Raw genomic sequence first — 19,785 nt, forward strand, 5'->3', positions numbered from 1 at the left:
GGTTAAACCTGAAATGTGACTATGACCCTAAGGCCGGGGTGGTTATCCTGCAGCGAAATACTGGCGTTATGCCGCGAAAGAATCGCCTTGACCATAGAAAGCCCCAAGCCGGTGCCTTGCTTATGACGGCTGGGATCCAGCCGCACCAGCCGCTCGAAGACCCGCTCACGCTCCGCTTCCGGGATCCCGGGGCCATTGTCGCTGATGATGACTTGGTTGGCTTGCTGCAAAATGGTGATACAGGCTCCCTCGCCTGCATAGCGAATGGCGTTGTCGACCAGGTTGAACAGCGCCTGGAACAAGAGGTGCTTGTCGCCTGTGATAGGGCAATCCTCACTGGTTTCCAGCTTGAGTTGTTGCTCTTGTGCCTCGGCCAATACATCGGCCATATCCAGCAGATCGTGACACATCTGCTGCAAGCTGAAGCGCTCCAGCTCCAGTTGTTGTTGCCCTTCTTCAATACGGGTCAGCGACAACATGGCGTTGAAGGTCGCCAAGCAGTGATCCAGCTTTTCGATCAAGATGGCGCTGCGTTCAGGGAGTTCCTCTGCCGGATACTGCGGCAACTGCTCCAACCCTATCCTCAGGTGCGAAAGAGGAGTTCGCAGGTCATGGGCGATATTGTCTGTCACCCCGCGCACGGCGGCAAGGTTGCGTTCCAGGGTATCCAACACTCGGTTGAATTGGCGCGCCAGCATATCGAATTCATCACTGTTGCGACTCACAGGCAAGCGGGTGTTGTAGTAACCTCGCTCTATGCGTTCACTCAAGCGGTTGTATTGCACCAGACGCCTGAGCAGCGCCTTGGAAAACAGATACCCCATAGCCAGCGTCAGTACCACTGTCAGCATCACAGCGGTGGCTGCCGCGCTGAGAAACTTTTCGATCAAGGTCGCCAAGTGGTCGGTACGGGTGGCGATCAGCACAGGGCCATAGCGTGTCATTACCACGCCGCCGGTGAGAATATGCAGCTTATCCGGGCCACCGGTAAGGATGGGGAAATCGCGGGTTTTCGGCAGCAGCGGCATATTGTCCGGCATAAAGGTCAACGCCCCGACCATATCCGGGCTACCCTGCCAGGCAATCAGTGCCGTTTGCGGATCAGCGGCATGAATTTGCGCCGCAAAGCTACGCTTATCTACGCTCAAGGCCAGTTGCTGGTAACGCTGCGCCTCCGATGCCAGATGCTTCTCAACCTGAGACTGTTGTTCGGTTACCAGCTGTTGATAGAGGGCAAACAGTAACGCGCCGATGATCAGAGTCACCAGCACAGAGAAGAAGATGGTGATACGCCATACGCTGCTCTGATACGGCTTAATGGCTTTGGCGGAGACGATAACCAGCCCCTCTTATGGTTTCAATCAGCTCGCCATGCCCCAACTCTTCGAACTTACGTCTCAGCTTGGCGATATGCACATCAATAACATTGGTTCTGGGGTCAAAGTGGTAGTCCCATACGGCTTCAAACAGCAGGGTGCGGCTGATCACCTGATTGGCATGTTCCATCAGGTACTTGAGCAGCTGGAACTCCTTGGGTTGCAGCATTAGTTCAGTGCCGTCCAGGGTCACTTTACGGGTCAGTAACTCCATCTCCAATAAACCCACCTTGAGCTCTGTTTTAGCCGGCAGTGACTGGCCACGCAACATCAGTTTCTCAGCCCGTACCAGCAGCTCGGAGAAGGCGAACGGCTTGGTCATATAGTCGTCACCACCGGCTCGCAGTCCCTTGACCCTCTCGTCAACGTGACTGAGTGCCGAGAGGATCAACACCGGGGTTTGATTACCGGTGGCCCGAAGTGCCGCCAAAACCTTGAGACCATCGAGCCCGGGTAACATACGATCCAGGATCACCAAGTCGTATTGACTACTGGTCGCCAGCAGCAACCCCTGATGGCCATCGGCCGCAGTTTCAATGTTGTGTCCCTGCTCCAGAAAGCCCTTGACGATATAATCCTGAGTGGTTACGTCATCTTCGACCAGTAATATCTTCATTGTCAGTCCCATTTCAGTAGAGGCAATGGCCGCTGTTTTTCAATATCAAACGCCAGCTTATGCTTGCCTCGTTCATCCATTACTTTCAGCTCCAGGTAAGCAATCCCCAGATCTTTGTCCAACTGAGCCTCCAGCAGATGAGCCTTACTGTTTTGCATCGCCATTGCCACCAGTTGGGAAAAACTGAGCTTTTTCTGCACCAAGAGTTTGACCGCGGCCAACTCGGCCATATCGTCAGCCTCCAGACGATCGACTTTGCGTTTGAGGATCTCGCCGCTACCGGCGAGTATATCCAGCTCAGTGGTAGTGTGATCATCCGGGTTTATTAAGTCAATTTCATAGACCAGGACCCCATTATCCACATCGGTTTCAAACTCGACGATCACCCCGGGAAACTGGGACTCAATACGCTGCATCAGCTCTATAGGTTGAATACGGTCATTATCATTCAACAATTCCAGCAGCGAGGGAGCCGCGACTGCCACCGAAGAAAACAGCACCAGCCCCGCCAATAAACGTCTCATTTTGCCTCCATCCGAGCGCTGGCACCGAAGGCCAGCTACTCATACAAGCCAAGATTCATTTCGCAGTGTCACCAATCAAAGTGATACTTTCAATTTCAACTTCATTGCCGTTCCACTCCTTGTCAACCTCGCCGGTCAGTTTCACCAGAGTGCTTTCTTTCACATCGGCATTGATATTGCGCCACAGCTTATGGTCGATTTCGACTTTAACCTCGCCGGAATCATCACGGAACAGATAAGTTTCGTCGCCCAGACTCTTCACCAGGTAACCTGTCAGCTCAACCAGGGTATCGTCCTTGGCCTGCTCGACCTGAGACGCTGTAATGACCCGATTTTCGACTCCCGGCCCGCTATAGGCCGCAAGAGCAGCACCACTGCAGAGTGAGGATAATACCAGTAAATATGCCAACTTTTGCATCTTGTTTCTCTCCTGAGGTTGTTTCAATGGCTGCAGTATAGATTTCAGCGCTTGAACTCAGGATTGAAGCTAAATTAAGTTTTGATCATCTAACCGACAACAGGCATAAAGACCGTCTTTATCAGTGTTCGAGAATATGAATTTGTTCGGATTTGAGGGCTACTTCAGTCTGCATACCGGCAACCAACTCCAGCTTACGTGCCAGATGTAACGGCACTTCGGCGCTGAGAGTCTGATCCACGCCTTCGATTACTGCCAGCAAGCGCACAGACTCGCCCATCACCAGTAGGGATTCGAGCCTGACATTGAGTTTGTTGAAGCTGCGGCACAGGCGGCCACGACTGATGGAGTTGAATCTGACGCCTTGATTAGGCACGACCCAACGCACCTTATCTCCCGGATTCAGGCGCGCATCATAGTCACAGGCAATCAGTTGCTCGCCAAACTTAAGCCAGGTGAGTTGCCGCTCCTGCTCCAGGGCCACCACTTCGGAGTCAAACAGGTTTCTAAGACCCATCTGCCGGGCAACCGCCTCGTTACGAGGTTTAGCCAACACTTCATGGGGCACACCCTGTTGCAGCAACTGCCCTTGGCTGATAAGCACCATGCGGTCGGCCAGCAACAAGGCTTCGTTGAGATCATGGGTCACCATGATCACCGGAATATGCAGCTGCGATTTAAGTCGTGCCAGCTCCAGATACAGGCGCTCACGGGTTTCGCGATCGACGGCAGAAAAAGGCTCATCCAGCAGCAATACCGAAGGCTCACGCGCCAGCGCTCTGGCCAGTGCCACTCTCTGTCTCTGACCACCGGACAACTGCTCAGGCAAACGATCCGGCAAACCTTGCAGATTAACCCGCTCCAGCCAATCCAGCGCCCTGGCCCGGCGTTCGGCCTTGGGCAGATGGTCAAGCCCGGCGATAACATTGTCGACCGCACTCAGATTGGGAAACAGGCCAAAGTGTTGCGGCACAAACCCCAGATGGCGCTGCTGTGGGCTCAGGTTCACCGTCTCGGAAAACCAGGGTTTATCACCATAGCGGATGCTGCCGGATTGCGGCTTATTGAGACCGGCAATCATCCTCAGCAGCGTGGTCTTGCCGCCACCGGAGGGCCCCACCACGGCCAGGACTTCACCGGCTCGGCAAACAAAGTCTGCCTGCAGTGGGATCCCCTTGGTTTGATGGACGCTGACATGCAGATCTGTCGGGGTCATTTCAATCTCCCGAGCCGCCGCGACAACCCTGTGGTCAATGCCAATGTGGTGATGGCAAACAGCAAGAGTACCAGCGACATGGTACCGGCCGAGGCGAAGTCAAATGCCTGGACACTGTCATAGATGGCGATGGAAATCGTCTTGGTCTCTCCCGCGATGGAGCCCCCCATCATCAGGACGACACCAAACTCGCCGAGTACATGGGAGAAACACAGCACCAGGGCCGTCAGGATCCCCGGCCATACCAAGGGCAACTCCACCTTGAATAGCTGCTTGGTGCGACTCATGCCACAACAGGCACAGGCATCACGCACATCCTGTGGAATAGCTTCAAAGGCCCTTTGAATAGGCTGCACCGCAAAGGGAATATTGACCAGTACCGAGGCGACCACCAGGCCGGAGAAATGAAATACCAGCTGCACTCCCAAGGTTTGCTGCAGCCATAGGCCCAGCCAGCTTTCACTGCCAAGCCCTACCAAAAGGTAATAACCGATCACTGTAGGTGGCAACACCAGGGGCACCATGATCAGCGCTTCTATCCAGGACTTACCGCGAAACTCACGGTAGGCCAGCAAGCGGCTCAACAAGATGGCAAGCGGCAAGAGCACCAAGACACTGATAGCAGCCAGTTTGACCGAGAGCCATAGCGACTGCCAATCCATTCAGCTTCCCTCGGGCAGGGCAAAGCCATAGGCGCTGAACACTTGTCGCGCTTCCGGCCCCTGCAGATAGTCGTAAAAGGCTTTGGCATCGTCGCCGGCTTTCTCAAGCAGCACCATCCGCTGGGTCAGCGGGGCATGGGAATCTACCGGCAACGCCAGATAGCGACCTCTCGCCTGAAACTGCGGTGCTACCGCCAGCGACAAGGCAACTATGCCGCCTTGAGTCGAGCCACTCAAGGCAAACTGCGCCGCCTGGGAAACGTTTTCGCCATAGATGAGGTTGGCCTGCAACTCCTGCCACAAACCCTTTTGCTTGAGCAACGCACGGGCGCGCTCGCCATAGGGAGCATGATCCGGGTTGGCGATGGCAAAGCGCTTGATCTGCCCGGCGGCCAGTGCTTGTTGCAGCCCCAGTAATTCTTGATCCAGTTTCAGTGGCGAATTCTTGGGAGCCACCAGTGCCAAGCGCCCGTAAGCGTAGACCACACCCTTGTCACGGGTGATGCCGGCGTCAGCCAGCGCCTCGACATAACGCTCGTCGGCCGAGAGAAACAGCTCGAACGGCGCACCATGCTTTATCTGCGCTACAAAGTTACCGGAAGAACCGTAGGAGATCTTGAGTTGGCGTCCTGTCTGTTGCTGATAGCGCTCGGCGATATCATCCAGGGCAAACTTGATATTGGCCGCCGCAGCCACATGAACGCTTTGCGCCGCCGCAGCCGGCAGACACAGACCGAGCAGCGCCAGTGCGGTCAGCACGGCCTTGGTCGTCGAATTCAGCAATCGCTCCAATAGCACCATCAAACGCTCCGGTTACTTTTCCCAGGCCTTGGCGGCCTGCTCATCGGCATCGCGGGCCTCAACCCAGTGTTGGCCACTGTCACCGGCCTCCAGCTTCCAGAATGGTGCCTTGGTCTTGAGGAAATCGATGAGAAACTCACAAGCCGCAAACGCCGCCTTGCGGTGGGCACTGCTGACACCGATAAACACTATCTGCTCGCCAAGATGCATAGTGCCAACCCGGTGAATGATGGTCAGCTGATTCAGCGGCCAGCGCTCACGGGCTTGAGTGGCGATTTGCCCCAAAACGGCTTCTGTCATCCCGGGATAGTGTTCCAGCGTCAGGTCGGTAACCGCACTGCCATCGTTGAAGTCGCGTACCTTGCCGACAAAGGTCACCACGGCGCCATCGCTGTTATCGGCGGCGATGCGGGCATATTCGGCCGGGACATCAAAGTCGGCGGTTTGTACCAAAATACGATCGCTTTGCATCTCAACCTCCGGTTACCGGTGGGAAGAAGGCCACCTCATCACCCGCTTTGATCTCTGTATGCCAAGGGCTGAGAGTTTGGTTGACGGCTACCAACAGCTTGTCGGACGCCATCACTCTGGCCCACTTGTCGTCTGTGGCCGCCAGTTGGGCACGCAGCGCCTCGGCCGTCAAACCCGGCTGGCTCTCGACTTCAATGGCAGCCGTTCCCAATAATTCGCGTACTTGAGCAAAAAACAGCACTTTAATCATATCGTTACACCTTAAAATGACCGGATTTACCGCCGCGTTTCTCCAGCAGTCTTACCTGGGTAATCACCATATCTTTCTGCACCGCTTTACACATATCGTAGATAGTCAGCGCCGCAACCGAGGCCGCCGTCAGGGCTTCCATTTCAACCCCGGTTTTGCCAGCCAGCTTACACAGGCTGGTGATCCTGACCCGGTTTTGCTCCGGCTCGGCCTGCAGATCCACCTCGACCTTGGTCAACATCAAGGGATGGCACAGAGGGATCAGCTCTGAGGTTTTCTTCGCGGCCATAATGCCGGCGATTCTGGCAGTGGCAAACACATCGCCCTTATGGTGGCTGCCACTCATGATCATCTGCAGCGTCTCGGCTGACATCTCAATATAAGCCTCGGCACGGGCTTCGCGTTCAGTGATCGACTTTTCGGTCACATCCACCATATGGGCGTTGCCGTCGGCATTGATATGGGTAAAGGCATTAGTCATCTATAGCAACCTTTTTCAAATTGGATACGAAGTTACAGGGCCGGTGCCGGGCATCCAGCTGCTCTTTGAGGATCTTGCTCCAGGCCGTACGACATGCGCCGGTGGAACCGGGCAAACAAAACAGTGCCGTTTGATTGGCGATACCGGCCAATGCCCGCGACTGCACAGTAGAAGTGCCCAGCTCAGTGTAAGTGATGTGGCGAAAGAGTTCACCAAAGCCTTCTATTTCAGCATCAAACAACGGCCGCAGCGCTTCTGGGGTGTTGTCTCTGCCGCTAAAGCCGGTGCCGCCGGTGGTGATGATCACCTGGACATTGGCGGCGGCTATCCATTGGCTGACGATAGCGCGCATCTGGTATTTATCATCCGGGCATAGCTTACGCTCGACCAAGTTATGCCCAGCCTCCTGCAGTGCCTGTACCAGAAAACGCCCGGAGGTATCTGTTTGCAGATCCCGGCTGTCTGAAAGGGTAAGAATGGCGATATTCAAGGGCTCAAAATGGGTATGAATGCAATGTCCCATGTCAGTTCCTGCTGCTGAATGCTACCGAGATGGCGATGATAAGTATCTGGCGCCCAGACGAGCGCCACCCTCAACCGCCGATAGAGGCCAGATGTTGGGTTACACCGGTAATGCCTTGGTGCAGATAGTGAGTCTCTTTCTTCTGTTGCAACTGCTGATGCAAACGGGCAATCAACTCATCCTGCTGTTCAGGACTCTGAAGCAGATCCCGAAGATCGACACCATGTTCGGTGAACAGACACAGGTGCAGCTTACCCTTGGCAGAAACCCGCAACCTGTTACAGCTGGCGCAGAAGTTTTTGGCATAAGGCATGATCAGCCCAATACGGCCACGATAATCAGGGTGGCTGAAGTTTTGCGCCGGGCCATCTTCGGCCGCGGGCTGATCATACTGCCAACCTTCGGCCTCGAGTCTGGCCTTGATATCGGCTCCAGCCAGGTGATGCGCCTTGAAGTAGTCGTGACCCAAACCGGTTTCCATCAGCTCGATGAAACGCAGATCTATGGGGGTATGTTTGATCCAATGCAGGAAACGTGGCAGGTCCTTGTCGTTGAGATCCTTGAGCAGCACAGCGTTGATCTTGACCCGCTCAAAGCCGGCTTCCAGCGCCGTATCTATACCGCGCATGACCTCATCGAACTTGTTCTCGCCGGTGATCTGATAAAACATCCTGGGGTCCAGGCTGTCCACAGACACGTTGATCCGCCTCAGTCCGGCGTCGTACCACTCTTTGGCGTGCTTCTCGAGCCTATAACCATTGGTGGTAGTGGCGATAGTGTGAATTTCGCTGTTGTCGGCAACTGCGCGAATGATATCGGTAAAGTCTTTGCGCAGCGTAGGCTCGCCACCTGTGATCCGTACCTTGCGGGTACCTACTTTGGCAAAGGCAGCAACCAGATTCTCAATCTCGCTGAGCGTCAGAAAAGAGGGCTTGCCCTCCGGGCGATAACCATCCGGCAGGCAGTAACTGCATTTGAAGTTACAGACGTCAGTAACTGACATCCGCAAATAGTGAAATCTTCGACCAAAATTGTCTTGTAATTGGGACATGATCACCTTTCCAAGTCAGGGAGGTGAGAGCATTTCTTTACTCACCCCGGTGGCAAAATTGCCACGGCTAAAGGACCATATCTTCACTGACGTAGGACCAAAAGCTCGGAGAACCGTCTGCGCCAATTATAGGACGAAAAGGGGGGTGAACCATACCCCTAAAAATGGATTTCCCGATCTGGTTCAAATCTGCGTGGACTTTTTGTGACAAGCTTCACTCATAAATTTCATCAAAACTAACGGCTGCTTTCCGATCAAATACTGTGCCCTGAATAGATTTTCAGGTAAGGTTGGAGCTGGATAAAAATAAAACACCCGTTTACATCGGGGGACTTTGAAGGATAGAGGTGACATGATGGAACGCGAATCAATGGAATTCGATGTTGTTATCGTTGGTGCAGGCCCCGCCGGACTGGCTACGGCTTGCCGTTTGATGCAGATCTCCAAAGACAGCGGCAAAGAGATCAGTGTCTGTGTGGTCGAAAAAGGCTCTGAAGTCGGCGCGCATATTCTCTCCGGTGCCGTCTTTGAACCCAGCGTATTGGAAGAACTCTTCGGTGACTGGAAAGAACTGGGAGCCCCCCTGCATACCCAGGTTACAGAAGATGAAATCTATCTGCTCAAGTCGGCCGAAGATGGCAAACATCTGCCCAACAGCCTGGTACCCAAGACCATGCACAATCATGGCAACTATATTATCAGCGTCGGTAATCTCTGCCGCTGGATGGCCGAGCAAGCCGAAGGCCTGGGAGTGGAGATATTCCCCGGTTTTGCTGCCAGCGAATTGCTGCTCAATGAAGACGGCAGCGTCAAGGGAATATTGATCGGCGACATGGGCATAGGCGCCGATGGCCAGCCCAAAGACAGCTATATGCCGGGTATGGAGCTACACGCCAAATATACTGTGTTTGCCGAAGGCTGCCGTGGCCATCTGGGCAAGCAGCTGATAGAAAAATTCCACCTGGATAACGGCAAGACACCACAACATTACGGCATAGGCTTCAAAGAGATTTGGAAGATCCCGGCCGAACAACACCAACAAGGTAAAGTGGTTCACAGTGGCGGCTGGCCGCTACAGGAAGGCGCCAGCGGCGGCGGTTTCCTCTACCATATGGAAGACAACCAGGTTGCCGTGGGGCTGATCATCGATCTCAACTACAAAAACCCGCATCTGAGCCCCTTTGATGAATTTCAGCGTTACAAGACCCACCCTGTCATCGCCAAGACCTTAAGCGGCGGCGAGCGTTTGAGCTATGGTGCCCGCGCCATCACCAAAGGGGGACTAAACTCTCTGCCCAAGATGAGCTTCCCAGGTGGTCTGGTAATAGGTTGTGATGCCGGGACACTCAACTTCGCCAAGATCAAGGGCACTCACACCGCCATCAAGAGCGGTATGCTGGCGGCCGAGACCCTGGCAGAAGGCCTTATCGCCGGAGTTGAAGGCGGAAAAGATCTCGACTGCTTCCAGGAGCGGCTGGAACAGAGCTGGCTCTTTGATGAGCTTTACCGTTCCCGTAACTTCGGCCCGGCCATGCACAAGTTCGGCACCTTCCTGGGGGGCGCCTTTAACTACATCGATCAAAACTGGTTTGGCGGCAAGTTCCCTGTGACCCTGAGAGACGAGCATCCCGACTATGCCCAGATGGCTGAAGCCAGCGCCTACAGCAAGATTGACTACCCCAAGCCGGACGGCAAGCTTAGCTTCGACAAGCTCTCTTCAGTTTATCTGTCCAATACCTTCCACGAGGAAGACCAACCCTGCCATTTGCGCTTGAAAGATGCCAATGTCCCTATTGCAGTCAACCTGGTGAAATACGATGAACCGGCGCAGCGCTATTGCCCTGCGGGTGTCTATGAGGTGGTTGAAGACGAGGGGCAACCCAAGTTTGTGATCAACAGCCAGAACTGCATTCACTGCAAGACCTGTGACATCAAGGACCCCAGCCAGAACATCACCTGGGTGACCCCCGAAGGGGGTGGTGGCCCTAACTATCCCAATATGTAATTAGTGACTGTAAGCCATAAGAACGCGTCTTTTAAGACGCGTTTTTTATTTACGCAAAAGCAATATTAGCACCTATTGATACATTAAGGCTTTTTGGTCATAATCCCGGTTCTACAATAAGATCCAGCCCCATAAAACAGCTGGCCTGCCTATACTCTACAAAGACTTACGGGGAAATCCCTGCCAATGCGTTAATTACTATGCTCAAGTGTAATTAACGTTAAATCAGTTAATGCTGTTGTCCACACTATAAGGATATGGATAGGCGGTCGCTATGAAACTCAAACTCACCATCAAACAAAAGATTCTACTGACAGTGACTCTGGCGGTACTGATGTCGACGATTTTAGTCGGTGTTCTCAGTCAACGCAGTGCCCGTAAGGTCGTTGAACAACGTATGCTCGACTCCGAACTGCCCAGCTTAATGCTACAGATCCGCAATAAATTAGATCTGGAAATCAGCACGCTGATGAATGGCGCCGAGCAACTGGCCCACAGTCAAATGCTCAGGCACTGGTTGGAACAGGGACGCCCCGAAGCCGAACTCCCTTTGGTCATCTCACAACTCAAGGACATGACTCGCCAGTATCACTTGGCGCAAGCTTCCTATGCCGATCGGGAAACAGCGGCCTATTACACCCAGGACGGCTTTTTGCGGATCCTCAATCAACAGCAGGACAGCTGGTTTTTCAACTACAGAGACAGCCGCCAGGAACGCATGTTGAATGTGTTCACCGAAGCCAACGGCGAGGTCAAACTCTTCATTAACTATCAACAGCCCAACGGTCGCGGCCTGGTGGGGCTGGCCAAGTCACTCGACGATATGGTGCGCCTGCTCAACTCCTTCAAGATAGAGCAAAGCGGCTATGTGTTCCTCACCGACAATCAGGGCAAGATCCAACTGCATCCGGACAAGAGCCTGACAGGCAAGCGCAGCCTGCAGGATCTCTACCCAGGCAATCTTAGCAAGCTGCTTGATAAAAGCGACTTCCAGCTGCTCGAAACCAAAGTTAATGGTACCGACATGCTGGTTGCCAGTAGCTATATTCCATCAATGGATTGGTATCTGGTAGCCCAGGTTCCTCAGGGGGAAATCTTTGCCCTGTTGCAAGAGGCAGCCTATCAAATTTTATTATGGACAGTGTTGATTGCCGCTGGCTTCATCTTCCTGGCGGTGATAGTGGCTGGCTCGGTTAGCCGTCCCATCAGCAAGGTGGCAGAAATGTTCCGCGACATAGGCGAAGGCGAAGGCGACTTGCGCCAACGTCTGCCGGTAGAGGGTGAGGATGAAATAGCCCAACTGGCCAAGGGCTTCAACAGCTTTATCTCCAAAATACAGGACTCTGTGGTCGAAGTGGCCGCCACCAGCGAACAGTTGGGGCTATCCGCCAAGGATGTCTCGGCGCAAGCCAAACAGACCATGAGCGACAGCCAGGATCAGAAAGACCGCACCATGATGGTGGTAACCGCCATCAACGAAATGGGGGCAACCGTTAACGAAATTGCCGCCAATGCGGCCCAGGCGGCGGTAACAGCCAAAGATGCCGACGGCGAATCGGCCACCGGCCAACAGGTGGTGACCCGTGCCCGCAATACCATTAACCAGTTGTCGCAGGATGTGGCTCAGGTCGGCGAGGTGATCGAATCACTGGCAACCCATACCAAGTCGATAGGCAGCATTCTGGATGTGATCCGTGCCATCTCAGAGCAAACCAACCTGCTGGCACTGAATGCCGCCATTGAGGCGGCTCGGGCCGGCGAAGCCGGCCGTGGTTTTGCAGTTGTGGCCGATGAAGTTCGCAACCTGGCTTCCCGCACTGCCGCCTCAACCGATGAGGTGCAGGTAATGATAGATAAGCTGCAGGCCGAAGCCGCCAGAGCCGTCAGTGCCATGGAGCTGAGTCGCAATCGATCCCATGAAGGCGTTCAGGCCGTGGATGAAGCCAGCCAGGCGCTCAGCGGTATCTCGGGGCAAATTGCCCAGATAAGCGATATGAATATCCAAGTGGCGGCAGCCACAGAGGAGCAATCCACTGTAGTGGAAGATATTAATCGTAACGTCAGTGAGATCAATGAGATAACCCAGCGCACAGCCCAGACCGCCGAAGCTGCCGCCGCGGCCAGTGACGCGCTCAATAATCTGGCCTACAGGTTGGATACCTTAGTCGCCCGCTTCAAGGTTTAGCCTCAGGTTCCCCAACGGCAGCCTTGCAACTGCCGTTGGGAATACTGAACCTCATTCCCGCAAAACCTTGAGTACACATGCAACTCCTGAATCTTGCTGCTGATTGGTATAACATAGCCGCAACTATCTTTCGGCTAATAAAAGAGTATTCATGGAACCACAGATAGAATGGGCGCTGTCACATATCGCCTGGCTGATGTTTATTCTGGCAGGACTCTTCTTTGTCTTGCAGCTTTGGCGTTGGCAGCAGCTATTGAAACATATACGGGTTCAGTATCCTGAACTGGTTCAAACAGATGAAAATGATTCACCCAATATAGCGATAAGAGTCAAACAGTCGCTGGATTCTGGCACTCTGGCCAACAGCCAGGATCCTGTGATTATTCGCTATCAGAAACAACAGAGCAGCCTTAGGCTTATTATGGCCATTTTACTCACTATTGGCTTTGTAATGGCTATATTCGAGTGAGCTAAACCCGTTAGTAACTGCGTCATTCAAAACAGACCATAGATGAATATAAGTTATCTATGGTCTGTTTTATCAACCCAAAGTTCTGCTAGTGTTCCAAGGTTATTGTTTGGGCCAGGGAAAGCTCACCTCAGGCTGCTCGCCATAACAGGTGGGGCGTCTTGGGCAAACCGCACCTCTGGAGCAGATCAATCTGGCATCGCCGGCAATCCCACGCTCGACCCAATTGATATTGAGGATCCGCGCAACCGTCAGCAGTTGCTGTTTTATCTTTCTGGGAATGGCGCCTTCTCCGCCCTGCTCGACACAAGCCTGTTTAAGATCTTGCGCCAATGACAAGGCATCTTCCCCTTGGGCCTCTATGGCAGGATTGAGATCTATCCCGGCACAAAGCACATGGTGATTGCCGGCCAAGTCTTTGACCTTGACCGATTCACAACAATAGATCCTGGGTTGTTGCTCCACATCCAGAATGGATATCTGCGCCGAACTGCCCTCCTTGGGCTCGGTGATCATTCGAAATACCGCCCAGTGCTGACAAGGGTCGGCCACCGCCCGCATATTCCCCCAGGGTAGCGGAATACCGTTGCCCCGATACACAGCTTTTAGCTTGCCCGGAGCATAGGCATCGAAATAGTGCCAGTGAGGATAAGGTGAAACCCCGGTCATACGCCGCATCGCTACCGAGGGAGAAACCCCCGCCAATCGGTGAGCATCTATCTCGTAGCCATATCTGTCCAGCAGTTGTCTGAATGCCACCTTGGGGCAGAGCAAGGCCCCGGCAAAGAAACTGGCCTCAAAGCCACGCCAGGCCTGGAGTATATCCTGGGCATTAAGAGACGAACTCTGGATCTGGGGATCGGTTTCACTGAAACCACTGCGGCCCACGGTCAACACATTGCTCAGCCCATCGCGGTTATGCAGCACACAGTGACCTATATGCACCGCCAAATCGTACTTGAGCCTGGTTGGTTGAGACTTGAGGATCTCGTTGAGAAATAGCGTTCCCGGCGGCTCCATGTAAGAGGTCACCAACTCTCCGGTACATATCCCCTGGGCATCCGTCAGCTGTTTTGCCGGCCGGGCGAACCATTGGATCTTCAGTCCCTGCGCCGCGGCGAGATCCAGCATCTCTTCTACCGACAAGGGCAGACGCTTCTTACCCACCTCTTCGGCGGCCCGTTCCAGATCGGGGAAATGGTTTTGATGATGTTCCTGATGGGCGCGGATCAATAGGTGGGCAAACTGGCGGCCGCTGATCCCCGTTTGTGACAGCATCTCGGGAATGGCTATCTGCAGAATATCATTGGAAAACAGGAAGCCGGGCTCCAGCGGCATACCACTGACACCACCGCGTCGCCCCTTGTCCGGGGTGATAGCTTGCTCCTCCGGCGCATCGTCCAGAAACCAACTCACCTCTTTTTGAAAAACTGCAGCTATGACCGCCAGCATACCTGCACTGGGAACACGCTTGCCCCTTTCGATCATCGACAAGTATGACACAGACGGCGCCGACTCAGGATCGACCCTGACACAGCGTGCCGACAAATCTTCCATAGTTAAGTGATTGCGTTTTCTGAGGTTTCTTATTTTAGTTCCCAGAAAATGTGACTTACGGATCAGGCTTTGGTCTTGGCGCATTTTGTAAAATTCACACTGTAAAATTTTTATTGTGAAATTGTAATCAAAAAACCGCTAGCCTACAAATTAAGCAATTCACCGGAATTGTCCGGCCATGAGGCAAAGGTGCCACCTGGTCAAGGAAAGCAAAACACGAGGGCGAGACGATGAACATCTCCACTATGCAGCAAAAAATCAATCAAGAGCACAACCCTTTCATCGCCGAAGCCGTCTTTGCCGTGGAAGCACTCGGTGAACGCCATATCGCCGACAAGATGGCCAATGCCAAGCAACTGCTTGACCGGCTGTTCCCACTGGCAAACGGCTCACATGCCGAGGTGGTTTGCTATGTAGTCTACTATCAGCATCTCTTGGCCTGCTTTGCCGATGGCAGCCAGTGTGGCCTCAAACAGCCACAACAGTTTGTTGCCCTAAGCGGCCACCGCAGCGAACCAGAAGCCATATTGCTCAAGGATGATCGCGACTGTCACCTGGAGCTAAGTTTCGACCGCCAAGGCTGTGTCGGCAGCCGCGACTGCGCCGCCATTGAAGACATTCAGCTGGAACGCTGTCTTATCGATGGCCGCTGTCAGGACAACAGACTCAAACGTGAGTGGATTAGCCTGTTGCACAATGATGGCGGTCAGCCACGCAGCAATAAGTGCTGCAAGCGCTTTACCACTAAAGATGGCCATGAATATCAGTTGTCTTCACGGGTCTAATCGCAACAGAGCGTCATAGGCACTTGGCCCGAAACTTGTGCCAGAAATAACATCGACTCAGGATCGGGGAACTGGCTTCCCTGGTCCTGTTGTTTTAGTCAGAGATTCAGCAAAACTTACGCTGGATATTAAGTTAATTTTAGTTTTCCTAGCATTTTGCCTCACTTATACTAACGCTCCCGGAATTTTACTATCTCTTATCCATGAGCCAACTGCAGAAAAAGTGGCTGTTTTGCCTGCTTGCCCTCGCCTGCCTACACCCCGCCATCTCCTCACCTCTGGCACTCTTGGTGGGATTTGTGCTGGCTAATCTCGGCTGGTTGCCATCGGACTGGGATCTGGGGAAACTGACCAAAAAACTGCTGGCCATCTCCATTGTCGGCCTGGGTTTTGGCATTCCGCTGCAACAGGCGATCGACGCCTCTGTAGGCAATTTGCCGTTAATCCTGGGATCAATATTGCTGACCCTGCTGGCGGGCACGGCGTTGACTCGGGTTTTGGGGTTGGATAGGCGAGTCGGTCACTTGATTGCCAGTGGCACCGCCATCTGTGGTGGCAGCGCCATCGCAGCTGTGGCACCGGCTATCAATGCCCGCAACGAACAAACCGCCATTGCACTGGCCTGCGTCTTTGTACTCAACTCGGTTGCGCTGTTCATTTTTCCAGTGATAGGTCATCTGCTGCAATTAAGTCAACATGACTTCGGGGTTTGGAGCGCCATCGCCATTCATGACACCTCTTCCGTGGTGGGCGCCGCGTCCGCCTATGGTGAAGAAGCACTTAAGACAGCAACCACCATCAAACTGGCACGTGCCTTGTGGATAGTGCCTCTGGCGGCTATCAGCGCCTTGTTATTTGGTGGCAAGGGTAAACTCAATATTCCCGGATTTATTCTGTTTTACTGCCTGGCTATCGCCATCACCAGTTTGTTGCCGCAAGGCCAATTTATCTATCAGGAGCTATTTGCGCTGGCAAAGCGTGCCCTGGTGGTGTGTTTGTTCCTGATTGGCTGCGGTATCACCTTCAGGAAACTACAGCAAAGTGGTAGTAAGCCCTTACTTATCGGCGTGATCCTCTGGCTGTTTATCGGCAGTTCGTCTCTTGGTTATATTCTCTGGCAGGGTTGAAAACAGGTAACAAAAGCCTGCGAAGGCGCTGAGTTCAATCAGGGCCCGCAACAAGCCTTGGGTCTGGGTCGATGCCAGTACCACCAGTAAGAGAAACAGCAAGATATAGCCAGGCTTCACCGCCACCTCCACAGTTAAATAATGCCGCTATTATTGGTGTCTGTGGAGCCTGGGTGCCAATATCGATTCTCGATAATAAATAACCCAAAGCACTAAGAAAAAATTTTTTATACCTTTTTATGGCAGAAGACCTGCTCTCTGTGACAGCGATAGTCTGGTAGCAATAAGAAAAGTTGCCGGGGAAATGCCTAATCCTACTCGCTCAGCAGCCACTGGATTGGCTTCAATAAACGCGGATAAAACCGCTTTCAAAACGACAGATGCCAATTGTGTCTTAGGCCGCCTGTGAAGCATCGGTGCTAGCAACGGGCTGAATAAAATCTTCCATAAACCAGGCACAGAAGGTATGGCGGCCATCGACATCCGCCTTGGCGTAAATTGCCGAGGCCTGCTGTCGCACCGTCTTCTCCTTGGTACTGCGAACACTGGCAATCTCCTTGAAACTCAAGCCTTTCAACAGTAATAAAGCCACTTCCTGCTCACTGCGGGTCAGCGACCAGAGTTCAAATTGTTGCTGTACCGCCTGAGTGTATTCCTGGCGGGCGGCTTGCATTCGGCTGGAGATGTTGCAGATCCTGGCGTCGGCATTGGCCAACTTTGACTTGAGTAGCTGCATCTCGCGGCTACGGCGGATCAGATCAAAACTGATATACAAGGCACCACAGGCAGAAAGAGCCACCAGAATGCTCTCCTGCACTATATGATAAGTCGGCACTCCGAGCTGCATATCTGACAACACATCCAGCAAATTCAGCGTCATGATCACACTGAGCAGCCCTATCATCACCAGATCCTTCATTGGCACAACTCCCGACTAATAATCTTCAAAAACATACAGTTAAATTATGGTACATATGTCCCATAAGCCCAAATATGATACATGTTGCCGAAGACGACAAGCCAAATCAGTGCCAGGCTGGCGGCAGATATTTCCCCAAGAGAAACTCCCATGAAAATCCGCCCCCTCTACCTGGGCTGTAGCCTGCTGTTAATGGTGTTTCAGCTGAGAGCGGCCCCGGAAACAGACAGAGACGCCCTTTTGTCCCTAAGTCAAAACAGGCTGCACACCTCTTCGGCACAATTGGCTCCAATATATCACAGCTCGGACTGGCTGGCAGGGCTGCCAAGCATCAGTTTGAGCCATCTTGGCAGCCTGGAAAGCCACAACAACTATGAGCAGGAGCTCTCGCTCAACCTGCCTTTTCAGTCGCCGGCCATGCAGCGCCAGAACGCCAAACTCAAGCCCATTAACGAACGCATGCTGGAATTGCAGAGCCAATTGCAGCGCCTCTATCTCTCTGGACTATTGCGTCAGTATTGGTGGCAACAGGCACAAGCCGAGCAGGAACTGGCGCAACTGCGCCACAAGCAACAAGTACTGCAGCAACTGTTGCAGCGGCAACAAGCCCTGAGCCGAAGTGGTGAAATGCCGGCAACTGCGGTACTGCTATTAAAACGTGAACTGCTGGAGTTGTCGCTCGCAAAGCTCCCACTGGAGCAGCAGCGACAAGAGGCCAATGAGGCACTCAAGCGCCTGACCGGGCTGCAACAGCTGCCATCGCTGGATGAAAGTGACACCCCACTGCCGAATGATGCCGGTGCCGGGCATCCCATGTGGCAATTGCTGGCGCTGCAGCAGCAACGTCAACAGCTCACCACAAACACCCAACTCGAAGGAGATGACACTCCTTGGTTGGTTTCAGTCACGGCCAAAAACACTGCAACTCTGGGACAAGATGAACAGTCTCTGGGTCTGGCACTGGAGATCCCTTTGCCTGTTGGCAACGGCCTGAACCAGCAACAGCTTGGCGAGTTGCAGCAACAAAGACTGCAACTGGAGCAACAGCAACAACAGCAGCTACTGCAGAGCCAACTGCAGTTGCAACAACTCAAACAGCGCCAAGCCCAACTACAACAACAGCAGCAAGGGCTGGAACAAGCCGTGCAGCTGAGCAAACAGCTCAGCCAAACCCTGCTGACCACGGCCGAACAAGGCCCAGCCCAGTATGAATCCTGGCTGCGGCGCCACCTTGAGGCCCTGGATACCCAAGCCAGGCTGTCGCTCAACCATCTGGCACAAGCCCAGCTGCATTCCCAACAACTGCAAGCGCTCGGAGTTACCCTATGACCCCTAAAACCCTGGTTGGCACACTGGTGTCGACCCTGTTCTTCTCCCCGCTGTGGGCGCAGGAAATTTCGGTTGCTGACCTCGGCAAGCTGACACTCAGCTTCACCTCAGTGAACCAAGTACAACAGATAGAGGCCGCCCCTGTACCGGCAATATTGGCGGCTCAGCCCGGCAGCAGCTTCTATCTCACGGCACCGGAAACCATCCAACAGCGACGCTGGTTGGTGGCCGAAGGAGAATGGGTCGATGAAGGTCAAGCACTGGTGCAACTTAAGGGCGCCGAAATTGCCCACTTTCAACTGCAATTTGCCGCCGCCGAAGCGGCATTCAAGCTCGCCAAGCAACGCTATGATCGCAACCAAAAGCTGCGGGCCAACGGCGCCATAGGTGCCGAAACCTGGTCGCAGATAAGCCGCCAGTATTTCGACGCTTTGCTGCAATATGAACACCTGCAGCATTTCAGTGAATTGCTTAAGCCGGGGAACAATCCCGAGGCTCTGATATTGCACGCGCCCATGGCCGGACTGCTGCAATATGGCGATAGCAGTGAACCGCTGATGAGCGGCGCCCCACTGCTGGGGATACTACCCGCCGACGAACTCAGGCTTAAGCTGCGTTTACCCCTGGCCCAGAAAGACAGTGTCAATGCCGTGATGGCCGGAGAGTGCCAGCTGCTGATAAGCCGCAAGGACCAGTTGGCCAAACAGGGCTTTGTCGATGCCTGGAGCCAGGCCGTTCCCCCAAGCTGCGGCCTGCAACCCGGGCAGCAGTTGCAGGTTATTCCGCTGCAGGCCATCAATGCCCTGGTGGTGCCCAAGCAGAGTCTCTATTCCTGGGGCACTGGCAGCCAGGTGCTGAGTCACAGCCAAAATAAACTGCGACCAACCGACGTGCAGGTTATAGGTGCCAGCGCCGACAGCTACTTCCTGGCACCCAATGAAACTCTGGTCGGTGCCGAGGTGCTGAGCGACTCAGTGGCGGCCGTCAAAGGCATACTCCTGGGTTTGGGGGGCGAATAGC

At 53.8% G+C, this 19,785-nt stretch carries 21 protein-coding genes and 1 riboswitch; of the genes, 7 read left to right on the forward strand and 14 right to left on the reverse strand.

The features are described from left to right. Window positions 1–2: 2 nt before the first annotated feature. The 12 genes from CX650_RS03940 to moaA all read right to left on the reverse strand — a co-directional run bounded on the left by CX650_RS03940 (window position 3) and on the right by moaA (window position 8,341). Window positions 3–1,265, reverse strand: coding sequence for a sensor histidine kinase (locus CX650_RS03940; RefSeq protein WP_101095104.1), 1,263 nt, complete (start codon window positions 1,263–1,265; stop codon window positions 3–5). 49 nt (window positions 1,266–1,314) lie between these two features. Continuing rightward, the gene (locus CX650_RS03945; RefSeq protein ID WP_039034618.1) at window positions 1,315–1,992 is read right to left on the reverse strand and encodes a response regulator transcription factor; all 678 of its coding nucleotides are present in this window, start codon (window positions 1,990–1,992) and stop codon (window positions 1,315–1,317) included. 2 nt (window positions 1,993–1,994) lie between these two features. Next, window positions 1,995–2,516, reverse strand: a complete 522-nt coding sequence (locus CX650_RS03950) for a PepSY domain-containing protein (protein WP_039034617.1) — start codon at window positions 2,514–2,516, stop codon at window positions 1,995–1,997. 55 nt (window positions 2,517–2,571) lie between these two features. Further along, window positions 2,572–2,934 (reverse strand): YgiW/YdeI family stress tolerance OB fold protein, encoded by a 363-nt coding sequence (locus CX650_RS03955; protein WP_101095076.1) that lies wholly within the window; start codon window positions 2,932–2,934, stop codon window positions 2,572–2,574. Window positions 2,935–3,055: 121 nt separating this feature from the next. Beyond that, a complete protein-coding gene (locus tag CX650_RS03960; RefSeq protein ID WP_052248137.1) occupies window positions 3,056–4,150 on the reverse strand; it encodes an ABC transporter ATP-binding protein in 1,095 nt (364 codons plus the stop codon). After that, complete coding sequence (gene modB / locus CX650_RS03965) at window positions 4,147–4,812, reverse strand: molybdate ABC transporter permease subunit (RefSeq protein ID WP_039034615.1); 666 nt, start codon at window positions 4,810–4,812, stop codon at window positions 4,147–4,149. Before modB ends, CX650_RS03960 begins: the two co-directional genes overlap by 4 nt. Then, entirely contained in the window at window positions 4,813–5,613 is an 801-nt protein-coding gene (modA, locus tag CX650_RS03970; RefSeq protein WP_039034614.1) for a molybdate ABC transporter substrate-binding protein, read from the reverse strand. Window positions 5,614–5,625: 12 nt separating this feature from the next. Further along, on the reverse strand, window positions 5,626–6,084 hold the full coding sequence (moaE, locus tag CX650_RS03975; RefSeq protein WP_039034613.1) for a molybdopterin synthase catalytic subunit MoaE: 459 nt from the start codon (window positions 6,082–6,084) through the stop codon (window positions 5,626–5,628). A gap of 1 nt (window position 6,085) precedes the next feature. Further along, window positions 6,086–6,334: a molybdopterin synthase sulfur carrier subunit gene (gene moaD / locus CX650_RS03980; protein WP_025889200.1), complete on the reverse strand. Its 249-nt coding sequence runs from the start codon at window positions 6,332–6,334 to the stop codon at window positions 6,086–6,088. A 4-nt stretch (window positions 6,335–6,338) separates the two neighbouring features. Then, the gene (gene moaC / locus CX650_RS03985; protein ID WP_025889198.1) at window positions 6,339–6,815 is read right to left on the reverse strand and encodes a cyclic pyranopterin monophosphate synthase MoaC; all 477 of its coding nucleotides are present in this window, start codon (window positions 6,813–6,815) and stop codon (window positions 6,339–6,341) included. Next, window positions 6,808–7,338: a molybdenum cofactor biosynthesis protein B gene (gene moaB / locus CX650_RS03990; RefSeq protein ID WP_101095077.1), complete on the reverse strand. Its 531-nt coding sequence runs from the start codon at window positions 7,336–7,338 to the stop codon at window positions 6,808–6,810. Before moaB ends, moaC begins: the two co-directional genes overlap by 8 nt. 70 nt (window positions 7,339–7,408) lie before the next feature. Further along, a complete protein-coding gene (moaA, locus tag CX650_RS03995) occupies window positions 7,409–8,341 on the reverse strand; it encodes a GTP 3',8-cyclase MoaA (protein ID WP_229800075.1) in 933 nt (310 codons plus the stop codon). 35 nt (window positions 8,342–8,376) lie between these two features. Further along, a riboswitch (molybdenum cofactor riboswitch) is annotated at window positions 8,377–8,512 on the reverse strand. Between the two features lie 232 nt (window positions 8,513–8,744). Here moaA and CX650_RS04000 point away from each other — a divergent pair. From CX650_RS04000 to CX650_RS04010, 3 genes are all read left to right on the forward strand, one after another. Continuing rightward, window positions 8,745–10,394: an electron transfer flavoprotein-ubiquinone oxidoreductase gene (locus tag CX650_RS04000; protein ID WP_071476346.1), complete on the forward strand. Its 1,650-nt coding sequence runs from the start codon at window positions 8,745–8,747 to the stop codon at window positions 10,392–10,394. Window positions 10,395–10,668: 274 nt separating this feature from the next. Continuing rightward, a complete protein-coding gene (locus tag CX650_RS04005; protein ID WP_039034609.1) occupies window positions 10,669–12,579 on the forward strand; it encodes a methyl-accepting chemotaxis protein in 1,911 nt (636 codons plus the stop codon). Between the two features lie 151 nt (window positions 12,580–12,730). Then, window positions 12,731–13,048 (forward strand): hypothetical protein, encoded by a 318-nt coding sequence (locus CX650_RS04010; RefSeq protein ID WP_101095078.1) that lies wholly within the window; start codon window positions 12,731–12,733, stop codon window positions 13,046–13,048. A gap of 102 nt (window positions 13,049–13,150) precedes the next feature. Here the strand turns inward: CX650_RS04010 and CX650_RS04015 are convergent, their stop codons facing one another. Next, the gene (locus tag CX650_RS04015; protein WP_101095079.1) at window positions 13,151–14,689 is read right to left on the reverse strand and encodes a DUF3612 domain-containing protein; all 1,539 of its coding nucleotides are present in this window, start codon (window positions 14,687–14,689) and stop codon (window positions 13,151–13,153) included. Between the two features lie 146 nt (window positions 14,690–14,835). On the opposite strand from CX650_RS04015, the gene CX650_RS04020 reads away from it, so the two are divergent. Both CX650_RS04020 and CX650_RS04025 read left to right on the forward strand, forming a co-directional pair. After that, window positions 14,836–15,390: an aldolase/citrate lyase/malate synthase family protein gene (locus CX650_RS04020; protein WP_071476330.1), complete on the forward strand. Its 555-nt coding sequence runs from the start codon at window positions 14,836–14,838 to the stop codon at window positions 15,388–15,390. Between the two features lie 203 nt (window positions 15,391–15,593). Continuing rightward, on the forward strand, window positions 15,594–16,517 hold the full coding sequence (locus CX650_RS04025; protein ID WP_101095080.1) for a YeiH family protein: 924 nt from the start codon (window positions 15,594–15,596) through the stop codon (window positions 16,515–16,517). A gap of 394 nt (window positions 16,518–16,911) precedes the next feature. On the opposite strand, the gene CX650_RS04035 is transcribed toward CX650_RS04025, so the two are convergent. Beyond that, complete coding sequence (locus CX650_RS04035; RefSeq protein WP_039034606.1) at window positions 16,912–17,436, reverse strand: helix-turn-helix transcriptional regulator; 525 nt, start codon at window positions 17,434–17,436, stop codon at window positions 16,912–16,914. A gap of 150 nt (window positions 17,437–17,586) precedes the next feature. On the opposite strand from CX650_RS04035, the gene CX650_RS04040 reads away from it, so the two are divergent. After that, a complete protein-coding gene (locus CX650_RS04040; RefSeq protein WP_157822988.1) occupies window positions 17,587–18,765 on the forward strand; it encodes a TolC family protein in 1,179 nt (392 codons plus the stop codon). Then, complete coding sequence (locus CX650_RS04045) at window positions 18,762–19,784, forward strand: efflux RND transporter periplasmic adaptor subunit (RefSeq protein WP_101095083.1); 1,023 nt, start codon at window positions 18,762–18,764, stop codon at window positions 19,782–19,784. The genes CX650_RS04040 and CX650_RS04045 overlap by 4 nt, the downstream gene beginning before the upstream one ends. Window position 19,785: the final 1 nt, after the last annotated feature.

This window comes from Shewanella indica (assembly GCF_002836975.1).
Classification (GTDB): domain Bacteria; phylum Pseudomonadota; class Gammaproteobacteria; order Enterobacterales; family Shewanellaceae; genus Shewanella; species Shewanella indica.